Annotated in this window: 17 protein-coding genes and 3 tRNA genes; 18 read left to right on the top strand and 2 right to left on the bottom strand. The window is 60.1% G+C overall.

Going from position 1 to position 17,389, the window contains the following annotated elements:
• The first annotated feature begins 6 nt into the window (after positions 1-6).
• Positions 7-420, top strand: coding sequence for a type IV pilin protein (locus ABB30_RS10305; protein WP_057638217.1), 414 nt, complete (start codon positions 7-9; stop codon positions 418-420).
• 118 nt (positions 421-538) lie between these two features.
• On the opposite strand, the gene ABB30_RS10300 is transcribed toward ABB30_RS10305, so the two are convergent.
• Positions 539-615, bottom strand: a tRNA-Asn gene (locus ABB30_RS10300).
• Between the two features lie 50 nt (positions 616-665).
• Positions 666-1,178 (bottom strand): GspH/FimT family pseudopilin, encoded by a 513-nt coding sequence (locus tag ABB30_RS10295; protein ID WP_057638216.1) that lies wholly within the window; start codon positions 1,176-1,178, stop codon positions 666-668.
• Positions 1,179-1,351: 173 nt separating this feature from the next.
• On the opposite strand from ABB30_RS10295, the gene uvrB reads away from it, so the two are divergent.
• The 17 genes from uvrB to ABB30_RS16285 all read left to right on the top strand — a co-directional run bounded on the left by uvrB (position 1,352) and on the right by ABB30_RS16285 (position 17,316).
• Complete coding sequence (gene uvrB / locus ABB30_RS10290) at positions 1,352-3,388, top strand: excinuclease ABC subunit UvrB (RefSeq protein WP_057638215.1); 2,037 nt, start codon at positions 1,352-1,354, stop codon at positions 3,386-3,388.
• A 79-nt stretch (positions 3,389-3,467) separates the two neighbouring features.
• A tRNA-Val gene (locus tag ABB30_RS10285) sits at positions 3,468-3,542 on the top strand.
• 70 nt (positions 3,543-3,612) lie between these two features.
• Positions 3,613-3,687: transfer RNA gene (locus tag ABB30_RS10280), tRNA-Val, on the top strand.
• 224 nt (positions 3,688-3,911) lie between these two features.
• Positions 3,912-5,579: a type IV secretory system conjugative DNA transfer family protein gene (locus ABB30_RS10275; RefSeq protein WP_057638214.1), complete on the top strand. Its 1,668-nt coding sequence runs from the start codon at positions 3,912-3,914 to the stop codon at positions 5,577-5,579.
• Positions 5,580-5,917: 338 nt separating this feature from the next.
• The gene (locus ABB30_RS10270; RefSeq protein ID WP_152980701.1) at positions 5,918-6,346 is read left to right on the top strand and encodes a TcpQ domain-containing protein; all 429 of its coding nucleotides are present in this window, start codon (positions 5,918-5,920) and stop codon (positions 6,344-6,346) included.
• 46 nt (positions 6,347-6,392) lie between these two features.
• Positions 6,393-7,418 (top strand): VirB8 family type IV secretion system protein, encoded by a 1,026-nt coding sequence (locus ABB30_RS10265; protein WP_083489822.1) that lies wholly within the window; start codon positions 6,393-6,395, stop codon positions 7,416-7,418.
• Positions 7,415-8,239, top strand: coding sequence for a TrbG/VirB9 family P-type conjugative transfer protein (locus ABB30_RS10260; protein ID WP_152980696.1), 825 nt, complete (start codon positions 7,415-7,417; stop codon positions 8,237-8,239). Before ABB30_RS10265 ends, ABB30_RS10260 begins: the two co-directional genes overlap by 4 nt.
• The gene (locus tag ABB30_RS10255) at positions 8,239-9,435 is read left to right on the top strand and encodes a TrbI/VirB10 family protein (protein WP_057638212.1); all 1,197 of its coding nucleotides are present in this window, start codon (positions 8,239-8,241) and stop codon (positions 9,433-9,435) included. Before ABB30_RS10260 ends, ABB30_RS10255 begins: the two co-directional genes overlap by 1 nt.
• Positions 9,436-9,442: 7 nt before the next feature.
• Complete coding sequence (gene virB11, locus ABB30_RS10250) at positions 9,443-10,477, top strand: P-type DNA transfer ATPase VirB11 (protein ID WP_425477403.1); 1,035 nt, start codon at positions 9,443-9,445, stop codon at positions 10,475-10,477.
• Positions 10,478-10,483: 6 nt separating this feature from the next.
• Positions 10,484-11,302: a transglycosylase SLT domain-containing protein gene (locus ABB30_RS10245; protein WP_083489820.1), complete on the top strand. Its 819-nt coding sequence runs from the start codon at positions 10,484-10,486 to the stop codon at positions 11,300-11,302.
• A gap of 60 nt (positions 11,303-11,362) precedes the next feature.
• The gene (locus tag ABB30_RS10240) at positions 11,363-11,752 is read left to right on the top strand and encodes a TrbC/VirB2 family protein (RefSeq protein WP_057638210.1); all 390 of its coding nucleotides are present in this window, start codon (positions 11,363-11,365) and stop codon (positions 11,750-11,752) included.
• Positions 11,745-12,050: a VirB3 family type IV secretion system protein gene (locus ABB30_RS10235; RefSeq protein ID WP_057638209.1), complete on the top strand. Its 306-nt coding sequence runs from the start codon at positions 11,745-11,747 to the stop codon at positions 12,048-12,050. Before ABB30_RS10240 ends, ABB30_RS10235 begins: the two co-directional genes overlap by 8 nt.
• A gap of 51 nt (positions 12,051-12,101) precedes the next feature.
• Positions 12,102-14,528, top strand: a complete 2,427-nt coding sequence (locus ABB30_RS10230) for a VirB4 family type IV secretion/conjugal transfer ATPase (protein WP_057638208.1) — start codon at positions 12,102-12,104, stop codon at positions 14,526-14,528.
• Between the two features lie 84 nt (positions 14,529-14,612).
• Positions 14,613-15,401, top strand: a complete 789-nt coding sequence (locus ABB30_RS10225; protein WP_057638207.1) for a hypothetical protein — start codon at positions 14,613-14,615, stop codon at positions 15,399-15,401.
• A gap of 44 nt (positions 15,402-15,445) precedes the next feature.
• Complete coding sequence (locus tag ABB30_RS10220) at positions 15,446-16,444, top strand: TrbL/VirB6 family protein (RefSeq protein ID WP_057638206.1); 999 nt, start codon at positions 15,446-15,448, stop codon at positions 16,442-16,444.
• A 29-nt stretch (positions 16,445-16,473) separates the two neighbouring features.
• On the top strand, positions 16,474-16,968 hold the full coding sequence (locus ABB30_RS15825; RefSeq protein ID WP_083489819.1) for a DUF4189 domain-containing protein: 495 nt from the start codon (positions 16,474-16,476) through the stop codon (positions 16,966-16,968).
• A 12-nt stretch (positions 16,969-16,980) separates the two neighbouring features.
• The gene (locus tag ABB30_RS16285; protein ID WP_152980695.1) at positions 16,981-17,316 is read left to right on the top strand and encodes a hypothetical protein; all 336 of its coding nucleotides are present in this window, start codon (positions 16,981-16,983) and stop codon (positions 17,314-17,316) included.
• Positions 17,317-17,389 lie beyond the last annotated feature (73 nt).

Below are 17,389 nucleotides of genomic sequence, written 5' to 3'. Positions count from 1 at the left end.
TGAGCAATGAACCGTCCTGCCAAGCAACAGGGTTTCACCTTGATTGAAGTCATGATCGCGGTGGTCATCATCGCCATCCTGGCGGCGATTGCCTACCCGAGCTACAACAACCACGTCACCAAGACCCGGCGGGCAGCGGCGGCGGCCTGTCTGCTGGAAAACCAGCAGCTGCTGGAGCGCTTCTACACCACCAACCTGACCTATGTTGGCGCAGCGCTGGTGCAGTGTGCCAATGGGCTGGATGCGCATTATCAGGTGGGTTTTGTTGGGGCTGCTGCTGCGCGCAGTTACACCATCACGGCTACGCCACAAGGGCAGCAATTGGCCCGTGACACCAAATGCGGCACCCTGAGCCTGACCAATGTGGGGGGCAGGGCGGTGTCGGGTACGGCCAGTGCATCGCCGGCACAGTGCTGGTAATGACGCGGCAGTGATGAACAACAACGCCCGGCTATGCCGGGCGTTGTTGTTTGTGTGATTGCCTGGCCTGCGATAAGGGCAACAAAAAAGCCGCAGCGTTTGCTGCGGCTTTTGAATGTGGCGCCCGAAGTTGGACTCGAACCAACGACCCCCTGATTAACAGTCAAGTGCTCTAACCGGCTGAGCTATTCGGGCATGGCGTGCATTCTACTGTTGAATTTCGGCTTGCGCAAGGCTTTTATGGATCAACACGGCATGGTGCTGATCGGGCCGCTGCGCACACGGCCGCTGTTGCTGATGATGATCTGCCGTGCGGCCTGGCTGCGGCTGCACACCTGCAGGGTCAGGTTGGTGCCGGGGCTGCGGCCATCGGGCAGGAAGCGGACATGCTGGCGTCCTTGGCTCAGGCTTACCGTCATGCCTGCCGGCAACTGGCCTCGGTGCTGGACGGGCAATGTTGAGATAGTTTCGGGCTGGACCAGCCAGCCGTGCGACCAGGCCGTGCGGTCGGCGCAGCCTCCGCTTTCATGGGCAGGGCACAGGCGCACGGCCGATCCGCTGGTGATGGCTTGATAGCGTGCCAGTTGCAGGCCGGTGACCAGGCTGTTGCTGGCGCTGATCAAGGCCTGGCGTGCAGCAAAGCCTTGCAGGGCCGGCGCACTGATGCCGAGCACGATCGCCGCCACGCTGAGGGTAATCAGCAGTTCGATCAGGCTGAAGCCTGCGACAGCCGGATGAACATGCGTGGTGGTGGCCATGGCTTTGCCCTTCGTTGGCGATGCCTGCAGCCTGTGCCGGGCAGTGCGTGCGGTCGATCAGGGCGGGCTGTCGCCGGCGGTGGGGGTGGTGGTCGGACGGCAGTCGTCTTTCACCGGGGGGAGTTCAGACAGACGGCTATACTTCAAGGCTGTTTGTCCTGCTGTGTGTGGCCATGTCAGAGCGTTTCGTCCTGTCCTCCCCGTATAAACCTGCCGGTGACCAGCCGCAGGCGATCGACAAGCTGTCGGAGAATTTCGAGGCGGGCATTGCCAAGCAGACGTTGCTGGGTGTCACCGGCTCGGGCAAGACCTACACCATCGCCAATGTCGTGCAGCGGGTGCAGAAGCCGACCCTGGTGATGGCGCCCAACAAGACTTTGGCCGCGCAGTTGTACGGAGAGTTCAAGCAGTTCTTCCCGGACAACGCGGTGGAGTACTTCGTCAGTTACTACGACTATTACCAGCCCGAGGCCTATGTGCCCTCGTCGGACACCTTCATCGAGAAGGACAGTTCGATCAACGAACACATCGAGCAGATGCGCCTGGCCGCCACCAAGGCCCTGCTGAGCCGGCGTGATGTGATCGTGGTGGCCACGGTCTCGGCGATCTATGGCCTGGGTGCGCCGGAAGATTACCTGTCCATGCGCCTGATCCTGTCGCGTGGCGAGCGGATCGAGCAGCGTGACCTGATCAACCATCTCACCGCCTTGCAGTACACGCGCAACGAATACGAGCTGGAACGCGGCAGCTTCCGGGTGCGTGGCGAGGTGGTGGATGTGTTCCCGGCCGAATCGGACAGCGAGGCGGTGCGTATCGAGTTGTTCGATGGTGAGGTCGAGCAGTTGAGCATGTTCGACCCGCTCACCGGCGAAAGCCTGCGCAAGCTGCCGCGCTACACCATCTATCCCAAGACCCATTACGCCACCACCCGTGAGCGGGTGCTGGCGGCGATCGAGACGGTCAAGGTTGAATTGAAGGAGCGCCTGGAGCAGCTGTATGCGGCCAACAAGCTGGTCGAGGCGCAGCGTCTTGCCCAACGGACCCAGTACGACATCGAAATGATGGCCGAGGTGGGTTACTGCAACGGCATCGAAAACTACTCACGCCACTTGACCGGCAAGGGGCCAGGTGAGCCGCCGCCGACCCTGTTTGATTACCTGCCGGCCGATGCCTTGCTGGTCATTGACGAGTCGCATGTGACCATTCCGCAGATCGGCGCAATGTACAAGGGTGACCGCTCGCGCAAGGAAACCCTGGTGGAGTTCGGTTTCCGCCTGCCCTCGGCATTGGACAACCGGCCCTTGCGCTTTGAAGAGTGGGAGGCGCGTTGCCCGCGTGCAATCTACGTGTCGGCCACGCCCGGGCCCTATGAATTGCGTGAGGCCAGCGAGGAAATCACCGAACTGGTGGTGCGCCCGACCGGCCTGATCGATCCGGTGGTGGAGATTCGCCCCGTGGCTACCCAGGTGGATGACCTGATGGGCCAGGCGCGAGAGCGCATCGCCCAGGGCGACCGTGTGCTGGTTACCACCCTGACCAAGCGCATGGCTGAAAACCTCACCGAATACCTGTCCGAACATGGTATCGCTGTGCGTTACCTGCATTCGGATGTGGACACGGTGGAGCGGGTGGAGATCATTCGCGACCTTCGCCTGGGCAAGTTCGATGTGCTGGTCGGCATCAACCTGCTGCGCGAAGGCCTGGACATGCCCGAGGTCTCGTTGGTGGCCATCCTGGATGCTGACAAGGAGGGCTTCCTGCGCTCCACCGGCTCGCTGATCCAGACCATCGGCCGGGCCGCCCGCAACGTGCGGGGCAGGGCGATCCTGTATGCCGACCGCATCACCCGTTCGATGCAGGCGGCCATTGACGAAACGGACCGTCGTCGCAGCAAGCAGGTCGAGTACAACGAGTTGCATGGCATCGTGCCGCGGTCGGTGGCACGCACCATTACCGATGTACTGGATGTGGGCAGCAGCAGTGATGCGGCACCGTCGACCGGGCGGGGCAGCAAGGGCAAGGGGCGGGAGCGGGCGGCCCAGGTGGCCGACGCCACCAGCAGCTACCTGCGACTGTCGGCGGCGCAGCAGGCGGCCGAGCTCAAGCGGCTGGAGCAGGTGATGTATCAGCATGCCCGAGACCTGGAGTTCGAGGATGCCGCCCGGGTGCGTGACCAGATCCAGAAATTGCAGGAAGCGAGCCTGATGTGAAATATTTTCACAAAGGGCTTGCACAAGTGAAAAATCTTGCCTAATATACGCACCTCGCAACGCTACGGCGGAACGCGAAGGGCGGTTAGCTCAGCGGTAGAGCACTACCTTGACATGGTAGGGGTCACAGGTTCGAACCCTGTACCGCCCACCACTTCCAAGTTGGAAGTGGCGTATGAGACCAGAAAACCTTGGTTTTGCCGAAACGAGATTCGGTGCCCAGTGGGCGGTTAGCTCAGCGGTAGAGCACTACCTTGACATGGTAGGGGTCACAGGTTCGAACCCTGTACCGCCCACCACTTCTTCGCGAAGTGAAAAAACAACCAGGCGCTGCCTGGTTTTTTTGTGCCTGTTTTTCGCCCTGAACTGTGCGGCGTTTTGCAAAACGGTAGATTGCCATTGATTCGGTGGCACTATCGGTCATCGACTGGGGCAACATCAGTGGTTGCACGGCAGTTGTGCCGTGTCTGCCGTGGTTGCGTGGTTGTCCGGACAGGGAGGCGTTGTGTTGCGCAGGAACAGGATGTTGTGGGTGGTGGGGGCCGTGCTGGCCGGGCTGCTGCTTGGTTATGTGTTCTCCGGTTGGTTGACCTTGCGCTTGCTCGGGCTCGGTCATGTGCCGATGCAGTTGGATACCTACTACACCTATCTGGCGGCCATGGATCTGCCGCAGGTGCAGCCGTATGTGGGGCGCATCCGCCTGGCTGGCGTGCTTGGTTTCGGCTTGCCGCTGCTGCTGTGCCTGGGTGTGCTGTACCTGCTGCTGCGTGACAAGGGGCAGCAGCTGCACGGCGATGCCCGTTTTGCCACGGCGGGGGATCTGTCCAGTGCCGGGCTGTTCAAGAAGGAAAAGACCGGGATCGTGGTCGGCAAGTTCGGTGGCCGCCTGGTACGCCTGTCAGGGCAGCAGTTCGCCATCCTGGCCGCGCCCACCCGCTCGGGCAAGGGTGTGGGGGTGGTCATCCCCAACCTGCTGGACTACCAGGAATCGATGGTGGTGCTGGACATCAAGCAGGAGAACTACGACCTGACCTCGGGCTGGCGTGCCAGCCAGGGGCAGAAGGTGTTCCTGTTCAATCCGTTTGCCGAGGATCGCCGCACCCATCGCTGGAATCCGCTCACTTATGTTTCGGCAGATCCGGCCTTCCGTGTCTCTGACCTGATGGCCATCGCGGCGATGTTGTATCCCGATGGCAGTGATGACCAGAAATTCTGGGTCAGCCAGGCGCGCAATGCCTTCATGGCCTTTTCCCTGTACCTGTTCGAGAACCGGGACGATGAGATCGCCATCGGCTTCCCCGCCGGCGCGGCGCCCACCCTGGGGGCGATCTATCGCCTGTCATCGGGCGATGGCACCGACCTGCGCAAGTTCCTGCAACAGCTGGCGCAGCGGCCGTTCCTGAGTGACAAGTCGCGCCAGGCGTTTGCCAACCTGCTGTCGCAGGCCGATGAAACCTTTGCCTCCATCATGGGTACGTTCAAGGAGCCGCTCAATGCCTGGATCAACCCGGTCCTGGATGCGGCCACCAGTGCCGATGATTTCGACCTGACTGCGCTGCGCAAGCAGCGCATGACCATCTACATCGGCATCCAGCCCAACAAGCTGGCCGAGAGCCGGCTGATCATCAACCTGTTCTTCAGCCAGATCATCAACCTCAACACGCGGGAGTTGCCGCAGGCCAACCCGGAGCTCAAGCACCAGGTGCTGCTGCTGATGGATGAATTCACCGCGATCGGACGAGTGGACATCATTGCCTCGGCCGTGTCCTACATGGCCGGCTACAACGTGCGCCTGCTGCCGATCATCCAGTCCATGGCCCAGCTCGATGCGACCTACGGCAGGGATGTCTCGCGCACCATCATCACCAACCATGCCTTGCAGATCCTGTATGCGCCGCGCGAGCAGCAGGATGCCAATGACTACTCGGAAATGCTGGGTTACACCACCATCCGCAAGCGCAACAAGTCCCACTCCAATGGTCCCAGCAACAGTGTGACCACCAGCCACAGCGAGGAGCGCCGTGCGTTGATGCTGCCGCAGGAGCTCAAGGCCATGGGCAATGACAGCGAGGTCTTCCTGTATGAAGGCATCCCGCACCCGGTCAAGTGCGACAAGATCCGTTACTACAAGGATCGCTACTTCACCTCGCGTCTGCTGCCAAAAATTGATGTGCCCTTGATCAGGGTTTGACTGTGCCCTGGTTCAATGTGAATTGTTGACCTGCGTCATTGTTTGGATGATTGGTCGGCTTTTTGACGCAAAATGTCAGCTGAATGCTTGACGTGTCATATGTCGACATCCAGAGTCACACATCATCAGTGCTGTATATCGCTTCGATAACTACAGCCTCTAGCCAGTGATCTGGCAAGGACTTGGGGGCAGCTGCGCTGTCACGGTACTTGCCCATCACCAATGCGATGGATCGCGTGTCGTGCTGTTCCCGGCACAGATCTGCCGTACGCCAAGACAAACATAAGGCTGTTCTTGATCACCCGATAGCGGGTGATTGGGTGGAGCTGTGTGCATTCATGTTGCGTGACGCAGGGGGATTTGTGAGGCAAAAGCCGTTTTTGTTGCTGATGGTTGCAGGGCTGGGCGTTGCACTGTCCGGTTGCGGTACGACGCCGGCCAAGGAGTTTGGCGGTCGTTGGAAGCCGGTGAACCATTTCACCGACCAGCCCCAGGAGCTGCCGCTGCATGCGGCCTATGTCTATCAGGCTTCGCCGATGGACCGGACCCTGAAGACCATGCTTGAGCGTTGGGCCGCCGACAGCGGCTACCGTCTGGATTACCGCCTGCAATCTGATTACACCCTGCACCAGCAGGTGGCACAGGTCAGTGCCACCGACCTGCAGCAGGCGGCGGCAGCTGTTGCCCAGGCCTATGCCGCACAGGGCGTGATGGTCCGGGTAGACGGCAATGCATTGATTGCCGAGCCGGCGTTGGCGGCAGGTTGATCGCTTACCAACGCCACGACAAGCAAGGCAGTGCCGGACAGGGGGAATGATGATTGGTGGCAGGAAGAAGACGGGCCCGGCAGTGGATGCGGCGGTCGCTCGTGCGGTGAATTACGAAGTCAGCGTTGCAGATCTGGCCAAGCGCAGCCAGAAGCGCGCCTGGTGGGTGGCAGGAACCTCGTTGGCGGTGACGCTGATCATGTCCGGTGCCATCTTCATGATGCTGCCGCTGAAGGAGCGCGAGCCGTATCTGGTGGTGCTGGACCCGATAACCGGCAATGCCCAGGTCAGCCGGCTGGTCAGCTCGGCCGATGACAACCGTCTGTATGCCGACCAGGCCGTGGCGCGCTCGAACATCCATCGCTTCATCGTGGCCCGCGAAAGCTATGACTACGAGTTGATGATGACCTCCCAGTCTGGCGACTGGAAGTTGCCGTTCCTGATGAGTACCGGCTCGGTGTCCTCGGAAATGCGTGCTTTGTGGGGGCAGTCCAATCCGGCCAATCCGTCGATCCTGTACGGACGTGACCGTGCAGTGCGCATCCGCATCCTGAGCATTGTGCTGGAGCGCGTGGGTGGGCCCAAGCGCGAAGGCGCGGCAACGGTGCGTTTCCAGCGCGTGCTGTTTGACAAGAAAACCGGCGGCAGCCGTGTCATCGACAACAAGGTGGCGATGATCGAATTCGAGTACAACCCGAACCTGCGCCTGAGCGATGCCGACCGTGTGCAGAACCCGCTCGGATTCCAGGTCAAGACCTACCGGGTGGACAGCGATGCGGCCACCACCACGCCGGGCGAGGTCGAGCTGTCTCCGGTGCCGGCCGCCACCTTGCCGGAGCTGCCGATGGCAGCTGCGGGTGAGGCAATGCCGATGCAGTTGCCTGCCGATGGTGCGATGCCGGCTCCGGTCGCGCCGGTGGACCCGGCGCAGATCCAGCAGTTGCAGCTGCAATTGCAGATGCTGCAGCAACAGCAGCTGCAACAACAACAGTCACAGCAAGGGCAGGGAACGGCAGGTGCTGCTGGTGCCATCGGTGTACTGCCGCCATCCAATGGAGATGTTGCACGATGAATCGGAGTTTGAAACTTGGCCTGATGGCGGCAGCGACCGCTGCTGTGCTTGCCACAGCCACGCCGGCAGTGCTCGCCCAGGAGGTGCCGGCCGGAGCGGTGGCGGTGGGGCAGCGTGTGATTGATACCTATGCCTACGTGCCGGATGCGGTATATCCGGTGCGCACCGGCCTTGGCATCACCACCCAGATCGAGCTGGATCCGTCCGAGCAGATCCTGGATTACTCCACCGGCTTCAGCAGTGGCTGGGAATTGAGCCGGCGCGACAACGTCTTTTACCTGAAGCCGAAGAATGTGGACGTGGACACCAACATGGTGGTGCGCACGGCGACCCATTCCTACATCTTCGAGCTGAAGGTGGTGGCCACCGACTGGCGTGAGTTGTCCCAGGCCCGTGCCGCCGGTGTGCAGTACAAGATCCGCTTCAGCTATCCGCCGGAAAGCTTCGGTGCGGCCACGGCCACCGGTGCATCAGCCGCCGCAGCGCCCGAGCCGGTTGATCTGGTGCGTGCCTCCACCGGGATCGAAAAAGACCGTCAGTACAACTATGGCTATGACTATGCCACCCGCAGCAAGGCGGCATGGATGGTGCCGGTGGCGGTCTACGACGATGGCCGTTTCACCTATGTCCGTTTGAACGACGGCGTTTCCTTCCCGACCGGCAATTTTCCGGCCGTGTATGCCCGCGAACGCGAGCGCTCGGAGGAATTTGTGGTCAACACCACGGTGGAAGGCAACACGATCATCGTTCATGGCACCTATCCCTACCTGTTGATGCGTCATGGTGACAACGTGGTCGGGCTGCGGAGGAAGAAGCAGTAATGAGTCACAACCCTACGGAAAATGTGAACGACCCGGGTGCCATTGACCCGGCCCTGGCCAGCAACCCCTACATCAATGCTGCCCGCGCCGAGCCGGTGCCGGATCTGGATGCGGCCGCACCGCAGCTGCGTACCGAAGAAAACCAGCGCATGAACCGCAAGGCGTTGATGTTCCTCGGCCTGCTGATCCTGCTGGTGCTGGGGATGGCCTGGTTGATGCTTGGCCGCAGCAAGGAGCCGGAAAAGCCGGCTGCTGCCCCGCGTGAGGAGCGCCCGTACATTCCGGAAACTCCGGCAGTCGCACGGATGCCCAACCTGCCGCCGCCGGCCGAGCCGGTACCGATGGTGCCGCCGTTGCCGCTGGCCGAGCCGATGCCGATGGCAATGCCCGGAGGCGACATGGGCCAGGCCGCTGTACCGCGTGGGCCGAGTCTGGTCTCGCGGCGTATCGATGATGCCGGTGGCATGCAGGCTGGTGCCGGGATGTCGCCGGAGTTCGGCATGGGCCAGATGCCGGGCCAGACGGGCATGCCGGGTGCCGCTGGTGGGGATGCCACCATCCAGGCCCAGCTCAAGGATGTCGGCCAGGCCGGCTTCCTGCACCGCCGCGATACGCTGCTGCAACGTGGCACGTATATCCGCTGTGTGCTGGAAACCCGCGTGGTCACCGATCATCCGGGCTTCACCAGCTGCATCGTGACCGAGCCGGTCTATTCGACCACCGGCCAGACCCTGTTGCTGCCGCGCGGTTCCAAGGTCTTTGGTTCCTACAGTGGGGCGATGACCGATCGCGTCCAGGTGATCTGGGACCGCATCACCACGCCCAATGGGGTGGATGTGCAGATGTCCAGCCCGGGTATCGATGGCCTTGGCGGTGCGGGTCATCCGGGCGATCTGGACAATCACTGGGGGCAGAAGATCTCTGCCGCACTGTTGATCAGCCTGGTGGCCGATGGCTTCAAGTACGCCGCTGCCGAGCATGGCCCGGCCGAGTATGAAGTGGGGGCCAACGGCACCATCGTCAGCTCGCCGTATGAAAGTGCCACGGCACGCACCATGGAAAACATGGCCAACCAGGTGCTCAACCAGCAGCTCAACCGTCGTCCGACCGTGACCATCAACCAGGGCACCGTGGTCAATGTCTATGTCGCACGCGATGTGGATTTCTCCTCCGTCGTGGCCAACCTGAGGCGCTGAGCACGTCATGGGCATGGCCATCGATACCGATGCGGTCAACAACGCCTTCCTGGACTACCAGTTCCAGGCCCTGGGCATTGGGGATTACATCGCCAGCAATGACGTGACGGAAATCTGTATCAACCGGCCGGGCGAGATCTGGCTGGAGTCGCGTGGGCGCTGGCAATGCGTGCAGGTCCCAGGCATGACCTTCGAGCGTGCGCGCCAGTTCTGTGTGGCCATTGTCAACGAGAGCAATACCGGGCAGCGCATCACCGATACCGATCCGGTGGTGTCGCTGACCTTTCCGACCGGCCAGCGTGCCCAGTTCGTGATTCCGCCAGCCTGCGCACCGGGTACGGTGTCCATCACCATTCGTTTGCCTTCGCACCATACCCGCAGCCTGGACCAGTACCAGCAGGACGGATTCTTCGAGCGGGTGCTGGAGGGTGCGCCCAGCCTGAGTGCACATGATCAGGAACTGCTGGAACTGCGCTCGCAGCGCCGCTATGCGGATTTCTTCCGCAAGGCGGTGCATTACAAGAAGAACATCGTGGTGGCAGGCGCGACCGGTTCGGGCAAGACCACCTTCATGAAGGCGCTGGTCAACCATATCCCGGAAGACGAGCGCCTGGTCACCATCGAGGATGCGCGCGAGCTGTTCATCACCCAGCCCAATGTGGTGCACCTGCTGTACTCCAAGGGCGGGCAGAGCACGGCCAATGTCACCGCCAAGAGTTGCATGGAGGCCTGCCTGCGCATGAAGCCGGACCGCATCATCCTGGCCGAGTTGCGCGGTGATGAATCGTTCTACTTCATCCGCAACTGTGCCTCCGGTCACCCGGGTTCGATCACCAGTTGTCACGCCGGCAGCATCGGCCAGACCTGGGACCAGCTGGCCTTGATGGTCAAGGCATCGGCCGAAGGTTCGGGGCTGGAGTTTTCCGTGATCAAGCGCCTGCTGCAGCTGACCATCGACGTGGTCGTGCATATCGCGGCCCATGGTGGCAGCCGTCACATCACCGGGATCGATTTCGATCCGCAACGCTCGCTGGGAGGCTGACTGACCATGTTGCCAGGATTGGAGTTGATGGCTGCCTGCAACGACATGGCCATACCCGGCCAGCTGATGCAGCACGTTGCCCAGGTCGAGTCGTCGCACAACCCCTATGCCATTGGTGTGGTGGGGGGGCGTCTGGTACGCCAGCCGCGCAATCTGGCCGAGGCGGTGAGCACGGCCAAAATGCTGGAAGAGCAGGGCAGGAACTTCTCTGTTGGCCTGGTCCAGGTCAATCGTTACAACCTGTCCAAGCAAGGCCTGGGAAGCTACGAGCAGGCTTTTGATGTGTGCAACAACGTGCGCGCCGGTGCGCGCATCCTGTCCGAGTGCCATGCGCGCTCCGGACAGGACTGGGGCAAGGCTTTCAGTTGCTATTACTCCGGAAATTTCACTACCGGCTATCGACACGGTTACGTGCAGAAAGTATTTGCCTCGCTGGCACGTGATGCACAGGCCACGGCACTGATGGGGCGACGCGAGCAGTCGGCCATTGCCCTGGCAGGTGGCGAACAGCACCGTACCAGTCGACGCATCGTGGCCGAGGTGCCGCAGCGACTGGCCCACGCGGTGATGCCGCAGCGTGCCGAGCCCGTATCACGGGTGGCAGCGCCGATCGCCGCAGCTGCTGCAGCCGACCAGACCGTGGCGCAGCCGCTCAGTGTGCAGGTACGCGGGCAACCGGTGGCCGTGTCCACTACGGTCATGCCGGCCCCGGCTGTCAGCACTGCCGCTGTGTCTTCATCGGCCCTGCCGGCCGTACCGGTTGCCGTGGCCCAGACCATGGCAGTACCCAATCTTCCAGAGCGTGACAGCGCCTGGGTTTTCTAGCCGGTCGCAAGCCGGCGTGTCCGGGCCTCGTGCCCATTGTTTGCAAGTAGGAGAAATGCCATGGAAAAGCAAGGTATCAACAACAAGCTGGTCAACGCCGGCAAGACCATCCGCAACGCTGGCCTGTTGCTGGCCGTCATGATCACTCCGGTACTGGCCAATGATCGTTACGGCGATACCGAAGGTAGCGTGTGCGGCTTCCTGGACAACATCAACGGGCTGTTGTCGATTGCTTCGATCGCCGTGGTGACCATCGCCATCATCTTCGCCGGTTACCAGATCGCTTTCGCCCACAAGCGCATTTCCGACGTGGCGCCGATCCTGATCGGTGGCCTGCTGATCGGTGCTGCTGGCCAGATCGCCTCGATGATCATGCCGGACAACGAAGCCTGCAAGACCACCACCACCGGCAGCATCAGCATCGAAGCCAGCCAGTACGAGAATGCGTAAAAACGCGATGTTCCGCGGCTGTACACGCCCAGCGATGTTCCTGGGCGTTCCAGTCGTGCCGTTCTTCGTTGGGGTGGGTGCGGTCCTGTTGGTGATGGTGTGGAGCCGGAACTATTTCCTCATCGTCCTGGTGCCGCTGGTGATCATGGTGATGCGGATGATGGCCAAGCGTGACGAAATGATTTTTCGCCTTCTCGGTCTGAAACTGCAGTTCCGCCTGCGTACACGCAACATTGCCGGCAATGATGGCATGTGGGTGTACAGCCCCAACGATCATCGCAAGCAGCCTCCGCGTTGACCCGGACCTGGCACCTTAGCGGTGCCGGGGCCTTCTACCTTGGTAAGTGTGATGTTCTCTCCTGATACCGCCATCGCCGAATTTGTTCCCTTTTCCAGCCATGTGTCACCGACCGTGGTCAAGACCACCGGCGGCGACTACCTGATGACCTGGTTCCTCGGTGGTTTGCCTTTCGTCGGTCGCGAGGAGTGGGAGCTGGAGCATCGCCACAACACCTTCAACCGCATGCTGCAGACCCTGCGTGCGCCGGATTACACCAATGTGGCCTTCTGGGTCCACGATGTGCGCCGCAAGGGCAGCATCAGTGGTGACTCGCGCTACGCGCAGCGCTTCAACCAGGAGCTGTCGCAGGCCTATTACGACTCCCTGTCCGGCCAGCGGGTCATGGTCAACGAGCTGTACCTGACCCTGATCTACCGCCCAGTGACCGGCGGCAAGGCATTTGTCGAAAAGACCGACGACATCGGCAAGCTGCGGGCCATGGAGGAGCAGGCGATCTCCAAGGTCATGGAACTGGCCGAGAACGTGGAGGCGGTGCTCAAGGATTACTCGCCGCAGCGCATGGGCATCTATGAAGCCAGCAACGGCATGGTGTTTTCCGAAACCCTGGAATTCTTCGGTTACCTGCTCAACCGGGTGGCCGAGCCGGTGCCGGTGCTCAATGCCTCGGTCAAGGATTACCTGGCCGTCAGCCGCCAGACCTTCTCGGTGAAGACCGGTGACTATGTGATCACCACCCCGGCCGGCAAGAATCACTACGGAGCCATCCTCAATATCAAGGAATATCCGGATTCCACCTATCCGGGCATTCTCAACGGCTTGAAGTACCTGGACTTCGAGTACGTCATCACCCACAGCTTCAGCCCGATCGGGCGCCAGGACGCCTTGCGTGTGCTGGATCGCACCAAGGGCCTGATGATCTCCTCCGGCGACAAGGCGGTCAGCCAGATCGTCGAGCTGGACGAGGCCATGGACCAGCTCAGCTCGGGTAATTTCGTGCTCGGCGAGTACCACTACATCATCGCGCTGTATGCCGACAGCCAGGCGGCGCTGCAGCAGCAGGTGGCCACTGCGCGTGCGGAGCTGTCCAACGCAGGCTTTGTCTCGGCCAAGGAGGATGTGGCCATCGCCGCCTCGTTCTATTCGCAGCTGCCGTGCAACTGGCGCTACCGCACCCGTCAGGCCAACGTCAGTTCGCTGAATTTCCTCGGCCTGTCGCCGCTGCACAACTTTGCCACCGGCAAGCAGGACCGCAACCCGTGGGGCAAGTGCGTCACGGTGCTGCAGACCACCAACGGCCAGCCGTACTACTTCAATTTCCATGCCACCCATCCGGCGGAGAACTCGCTGGGTGAAAAGGCCATTGCCAACACCATGGTCATCGGCAAATCAGGCACCGGCAAGACCGCGCTGATCAACTTCCTGCTCAGCCAGGTGCAGAAGTACGACCCGGCGCCGACCATCTTCTTCTTCGACAAGGACAAGGGTGCGGAGATCTTCGTGCGCGCCTGCGGCGGCAACTATCTGGCCCTGGAAAATGGCCAGCCGACCGGCTTCAACCCGTTCCAGTGTCAGCGCAGCGATGCCAACGTGCAGTTCCTGGCTGACCTGGTCAAGGTGCTGTGCGGCAAGCACGAATACACCGCGCGTGAGGATGAGGACATCTTCCGCGCCGTGGAGAACATGCTCGATACGCCGATGCACCTGCGTACCCTGACCAATTTCCAGAAGTCACTGCCCAACATGGGTGATGACTCGCTGTATGCACGCATCCGCAAGTGGACGGCCGGCAATTCGCTGGGCTGGGTGTTCGACAATCCGCGTGACACGGTGGACCTGACCCGGGCCAACATCATCGGTTTTGACTACACCGACATCATCGACAACGCCGAAGTGCGCGTGCCGGTGATCAACTACCTGCTGCATCGCCTGGAAGAGCTGATCGATGGCCGCCCGCTGATCTACGTGATGGACGAGTTCTGGAAGATCCTCGATGGCAAGGGCGGGCTGAAGGAATTTGCCAAGAACAAGCAGAAGACCATCCGTAAGCAGAACGGCCTGGGCATCTTCGCCACCCAGAGCCCGGAAGACGCCTTGGCCAGTGACATCGCCGCCGCGCTGATCGAGCAGACCGCCACCTTGATCCTGCTGCCCAACCCCAATGCCTCCAAGAAGGACTACATCGAAGGCCTGAAGTTGACCGAGGCCGAGTTCGAGGTGGTGGTCAGCCTGGATGAGCGCTCGCGTTGCTTCCTGGTCAAGCAGGGGCATTCATCGACTGTGTGCCAGCTCAACCTGCGTGGTCTGGATGACGCCCTGGCGGTGATTTCTGCCTCCACCGACAACATCGAGATCCTGAACCGGGTGCTGGCCAAGACCGCCAGCGACACCGGCGTGCAGGTCGATGCCCTGACCCCGGACCAATGGCTGGATGCCTTCTATGCCAACCGCAAGGGCTCGGGCAAGGCGGTGGCCTGATGCACAGTTGCGAAATGGGATGTTCGACACATCATTTGAACGTGGCTTTCAGTATCGATAGCCCTGTCAGACAAGGAGTAGGTTATGCGCCGTAACAGGAAATCGTTCGTAATCCGGGCTGTCGCCCTGGCCGTGGTGGTGTCGGCAGTCTTTCCTGCTACGGCATTGGCTGCCTGGAATGTGAGGGATGACAAATCGCATGGTTACCTGAAGAACATCCAGGACTACACCAAGGCAGTGCGTGATTACTACAACAGTCATGGTCAGAACGGTTCTCCGGTCACTCGCAGTATTTCCGATTACAGCTGGCCTGCCGGTCAGCAGCTGGCCAAGGTTGACGAAGGTTTCGGAATTTCGGTGTCGTGTGGCGAGGCTGGACGTTCTCTGACTGCATCGGCAGTCAGGGCGCGCCTGCGTACCGGCTTCAGTTTGCCCGCCGGGGCTACCAATGAGCAAATTACCAATGCCCAGGCTGAAATTTGTGGTGCCATCCGCGTACTGACCAATATTCGCTACAACGAATCCGTGGAACTTGTTTCCACCACGCTGCCTGGTATCAAGCGCCGCTACGAGGACAATGTCTTGGCTGACATCAGGAAAAACGGCAACCGAGGCTTCAGTTCCGCAGGTGCCCATCAGGTAACGCTGCAGGCAGCCCAGCTCGAATTCGACATGGCTATTGCCACTTTCCGCGAAAGGCAATCTCAGTACGAGCAGTATGCTGGTCTGCTGTCCAGCTACAACGACGCGCTTGGTCGTCGGGTAGTTAATGGTGGTGGTACTGGTGATGATCCTGCGGGAGGTCTCTGGCAGGATATCGTCAAATCCTTGGTCGGTGGCTCAGTCATCCAGGCTGCGCTCAAAATTCACTGATGTAGATTGATTTTTCTGCCGGTGGCAGATGAAGGAACGGTACGATGGAATGGAATGGGATTATTGATGGCTTGCAGCAAATGGCCTTCTTCGAGGCTGTATACAGTTTTCTGGAAACATCCATCGACAAGTTTGCTGATGAAACGCTCAATCGCGTGACGCGCATGGTGGCCGGTGCGGCGCTGACTGCACTGACCATCTGGTTCATGATCCAGGGTTTTCGCATTGTCACCGGTCAGTCGCGCGAATCCATGTCCGCATTGATGGTCAATAGCGCCCGCGCTGCGGTGATTTGCGTGTGTGCCAGTGGCTTTGCCTTTTATGGAACCGATCTGCGCGACTTCTTCGTTGATGATCTCGGGGGGCAAGTGACCGAGTTGGTCACGGGTGACGACGGGAACGTCAATTCGATGATCGATAAGAACCTGGCATTGATGACCATTTCCATGATGGCTATCGATCAAGTCCAGGCTCAAGAAGACAAGGAGCTGGATGACAGCAAGCGCCAGGCGAAAATGATGGCGGGTGTCGGTGCTGGTGGCCCTGCCATTGTGGCTGGATCGATGTTGTTGTTGTATCAGATTGCAATAGCCATGTTCATTGGTTTCGGTCCAATTTTCATCTTGTGCCTTCTGTTCGACCAGACAAAGTCTCTGTTTCAACGCTGGTTGTTCTATGGCATTGGTACGTTGTTCTCCCAGGCAGTGTTGGTGTTTGTTACTTCGGTGGCGATGGAAATGGTGGCGCGTGTTGCAGTGGCTGCCTGGGCCAGCAAGGGGTTGAGTTCTATTGAGGGGTTGGAGTTCCTCGACCAGCAGGGGCTGACTGCACAGGCGGTGCAGCAGGGGGGGATGGGGTTGATCCTGTCCACTCTGATTCTGGCAACGCCGCCAATGGCCGCGATGTTCTTCCAGGGCTCGCTGGGTAATTTCAGTACCTATAACGGCATGGGCGGTCAGTTCGCTGCTGGTGTTGCCGAAAAGCCAGGTGGCGCTGGAGCAGGGCAGGGTCACCCGCGCAGTATGGGTGCAAATGTTGGCTGATTTTGAAAAATGACTCTCGGGAGTTATTTATGTGTTTTCGTTTTTTCGCTTTGATTTTTTTTGGTTTTTCGATCCTGCTGTTTCCGGTGGACTCTTTTTCGCAGCCCCGTTGTCCGTTGGGTACGATGCCTGGCAGCATGGATTGCTCTATCAGAGGGCATCATGTTGTCCGTTATGAGGGTTATGGTGCCTATGTCAAATCCATGTCTGGCGATACCACTTACTGGGTCACCGGCGCTGATAGTGGTGGCTTGGCCGGTGTCACGGCTGATGCCATGACGGCATGCCGGCGTGCAGGTAATGATGACTGCGAGGTGTTGGGGACATGGCGTAATTCATGCGCCAGTGTCGGCAGTGTGAATCTTGAAGGTATCAAGCACCGGATTTTCAGGACGGGTTCCAATGGTCGGGCCAGTAGGCGAGCGGTCCGTCAGGAATGCTCTGCCATTTCTCCATCCGCGGAATGCAAGGTGCACAAGGCTGTCTGCATTGATTTTCGAACCGATCTTGTGCCGTATTATTGATGGAGTCAGTGGTTGGATCCGGTGGTTTCCTGGTCTATCAATGGAGGGGTTATGCGTAATTCAATGATTATTGCGGTCTCGGTTTTTTTTGCGGCTTTGGTGCCTGTGCCTGCGGGGGCTTTGCCGCATGTTGACTACGTGCGCAGCGAAATTCCTTCCAGATATTCAGGGGATGTCGAAAAGTTCTGCCTTCGTGGATATGCCAAGCATAATTGGATGCCTGTGCTTCCTCGGCAGGGTGTGTGGACGATAATAAATCCGTACAAGGCAGTAAATTTCCAGTACATCCCATCCTTCATGCAGCGGTGCATGAGTGGCGGGTCGATTTCTTCCAATGTTCCTGGTTGATCAGGCTGTTGATTGATCTGGGTAAGATTGATGCGCGATGGTTGCGGGAATCAACGCTGCTATGGAGTTCCAA

It is taken from the genome of Stenotrophomonas ginsengisoli, from assembly GCF_001431485.1.
GTDB lineage: Bacteria > Pseudomonadota > Gammaproteobacteria > Xanthomonadales > Xanthomonadaceae > Stenotrophomonas > Stenotrophomonas ginsengisoli.
This window is presented reverse-complemented; position numbering and strand designations above follow the sequence as displayed.

What these genes read in the sequence shown, in the direction of transcription:
- virB11 (WP_425477403.1), top strand. Translation starts at nt 9,443, where the DNA reads ATGGGCATGGCCATCGATACCGATGCGGTCAACAACGCCTTCCTGGAC.
- ABB30_RS10295 (WP_057638216.1), bottom strand. Translation starts at nt 1,178, where the DNA reads ATGGCCACCACCACGCATGTTCATCCGGCTGTCGCAGGCTTCAGCCTG.
- ABB30_RS10225 (WP_057638207.1), top strand. Translation starts at nt 14,613, where the DNA reads ATGCGCCGTAACAGGAAATCGTTCGTAATCCGGGCTGTCGCCCTGGCC.
- ABB30_RS15825 (WP_083489819.1), top strand. Translation starts at nt 16,474, where the DNA reads ATGTGTTTTCGTTTTTTCGCTTTGATTTTTTTTGGTTTTTCGATCCTG.
- ABB30_RS10235 (WP_057638209.1), top strand. Translation starts at nt 11,745, where the DNA reads ATGCGTAAAAACGCGATGTTCCGCGGCTGTACACGCCCAGCGATGTTC.
- ABB30_RS10260 (WP_152980696.1), top strand. Translation starts at nt 7,415, where the DNA reads ATGAATCGGAGTTTGAAACTTGGCCTGATGGCGGCAGCGACCGCTGCT.
- uvrB (WP_057638215.1), top strand. Translation starts at nt 1,352, where the DNA reads ATGTCAGAGCGTTTCGTCCTGTCCTCCCCGTATAAACCTGCCGGTGAC.
- ABB30_RS10230 (WP_057638208.1), top strand. Translation starts at nt 12,102, where the DNA reads ATGTTCTCTCCTGATACCGCCATCGCCGAATTTGTTCCCTTTTCCAGC.
- ABB30_RS10265 (WP_083489822.1), top strand. Translation starts at nt 6,393, where the DNA reads ATGATGATTGGTGGCAGGAAGAAGACGGGCCCGGCAGTGGATGCGGCG.
- ABB30_RS10220 (WP_057638206.1), top strand. Translation starts at nt 15,446, where the DNA reads ATGGAATGGAATGGGATTATTGATGGCTTGCAGCAAATGGCCTTCTTC.
- ABB30_RS10255 (WP_057638212.1), top strand. Translation starts at nt 8,239, where the DNA reads ATGAGTCACAACCCTACGGAAAATGTGAACGACCCGGGTGCCATTGAC.
- ABB30_RS10275 (WP_057638214.1), top strand. Translation starts at nt 3,912, where the DNA reads ATGTTGTGGGTGGTGGGGGCCGTGCTGGCCGGGCTGCTGCTTGGTTAT.
- ABB30_RS10240 (WP_057638210.1), top strand. Translation starts at nt 11,363, where the DNA reads ATGGAAAAGCAAGGTATCAACAACAAGCTGGTCAACGCCGGCAAGACC.
- ABB30_RS10245 (WP_083489820.1), top strand. Translation starts at nt 10,484, where the DNA reads ATGTTGCCAGGATTGGAGTTGATGGCTGCCTGCAACGACATGGCCATA.
- ABB30_RS10270 (WP_152980701.1), top strand. Translation starts at nt 5,918, where the DNA reads ATGTTGCGTGACGCAGGGGGATTTGTGAGGCAAAAGCCGTTTTTGTTG.
- ABB30_RS10305 (WP_057638217.1), top strand. Translation starts at nt 7, where the DNA reads ATGAACCGTCCTGCCAAGCAACAGGGTTTCACCTTGATTGAAGTCATG.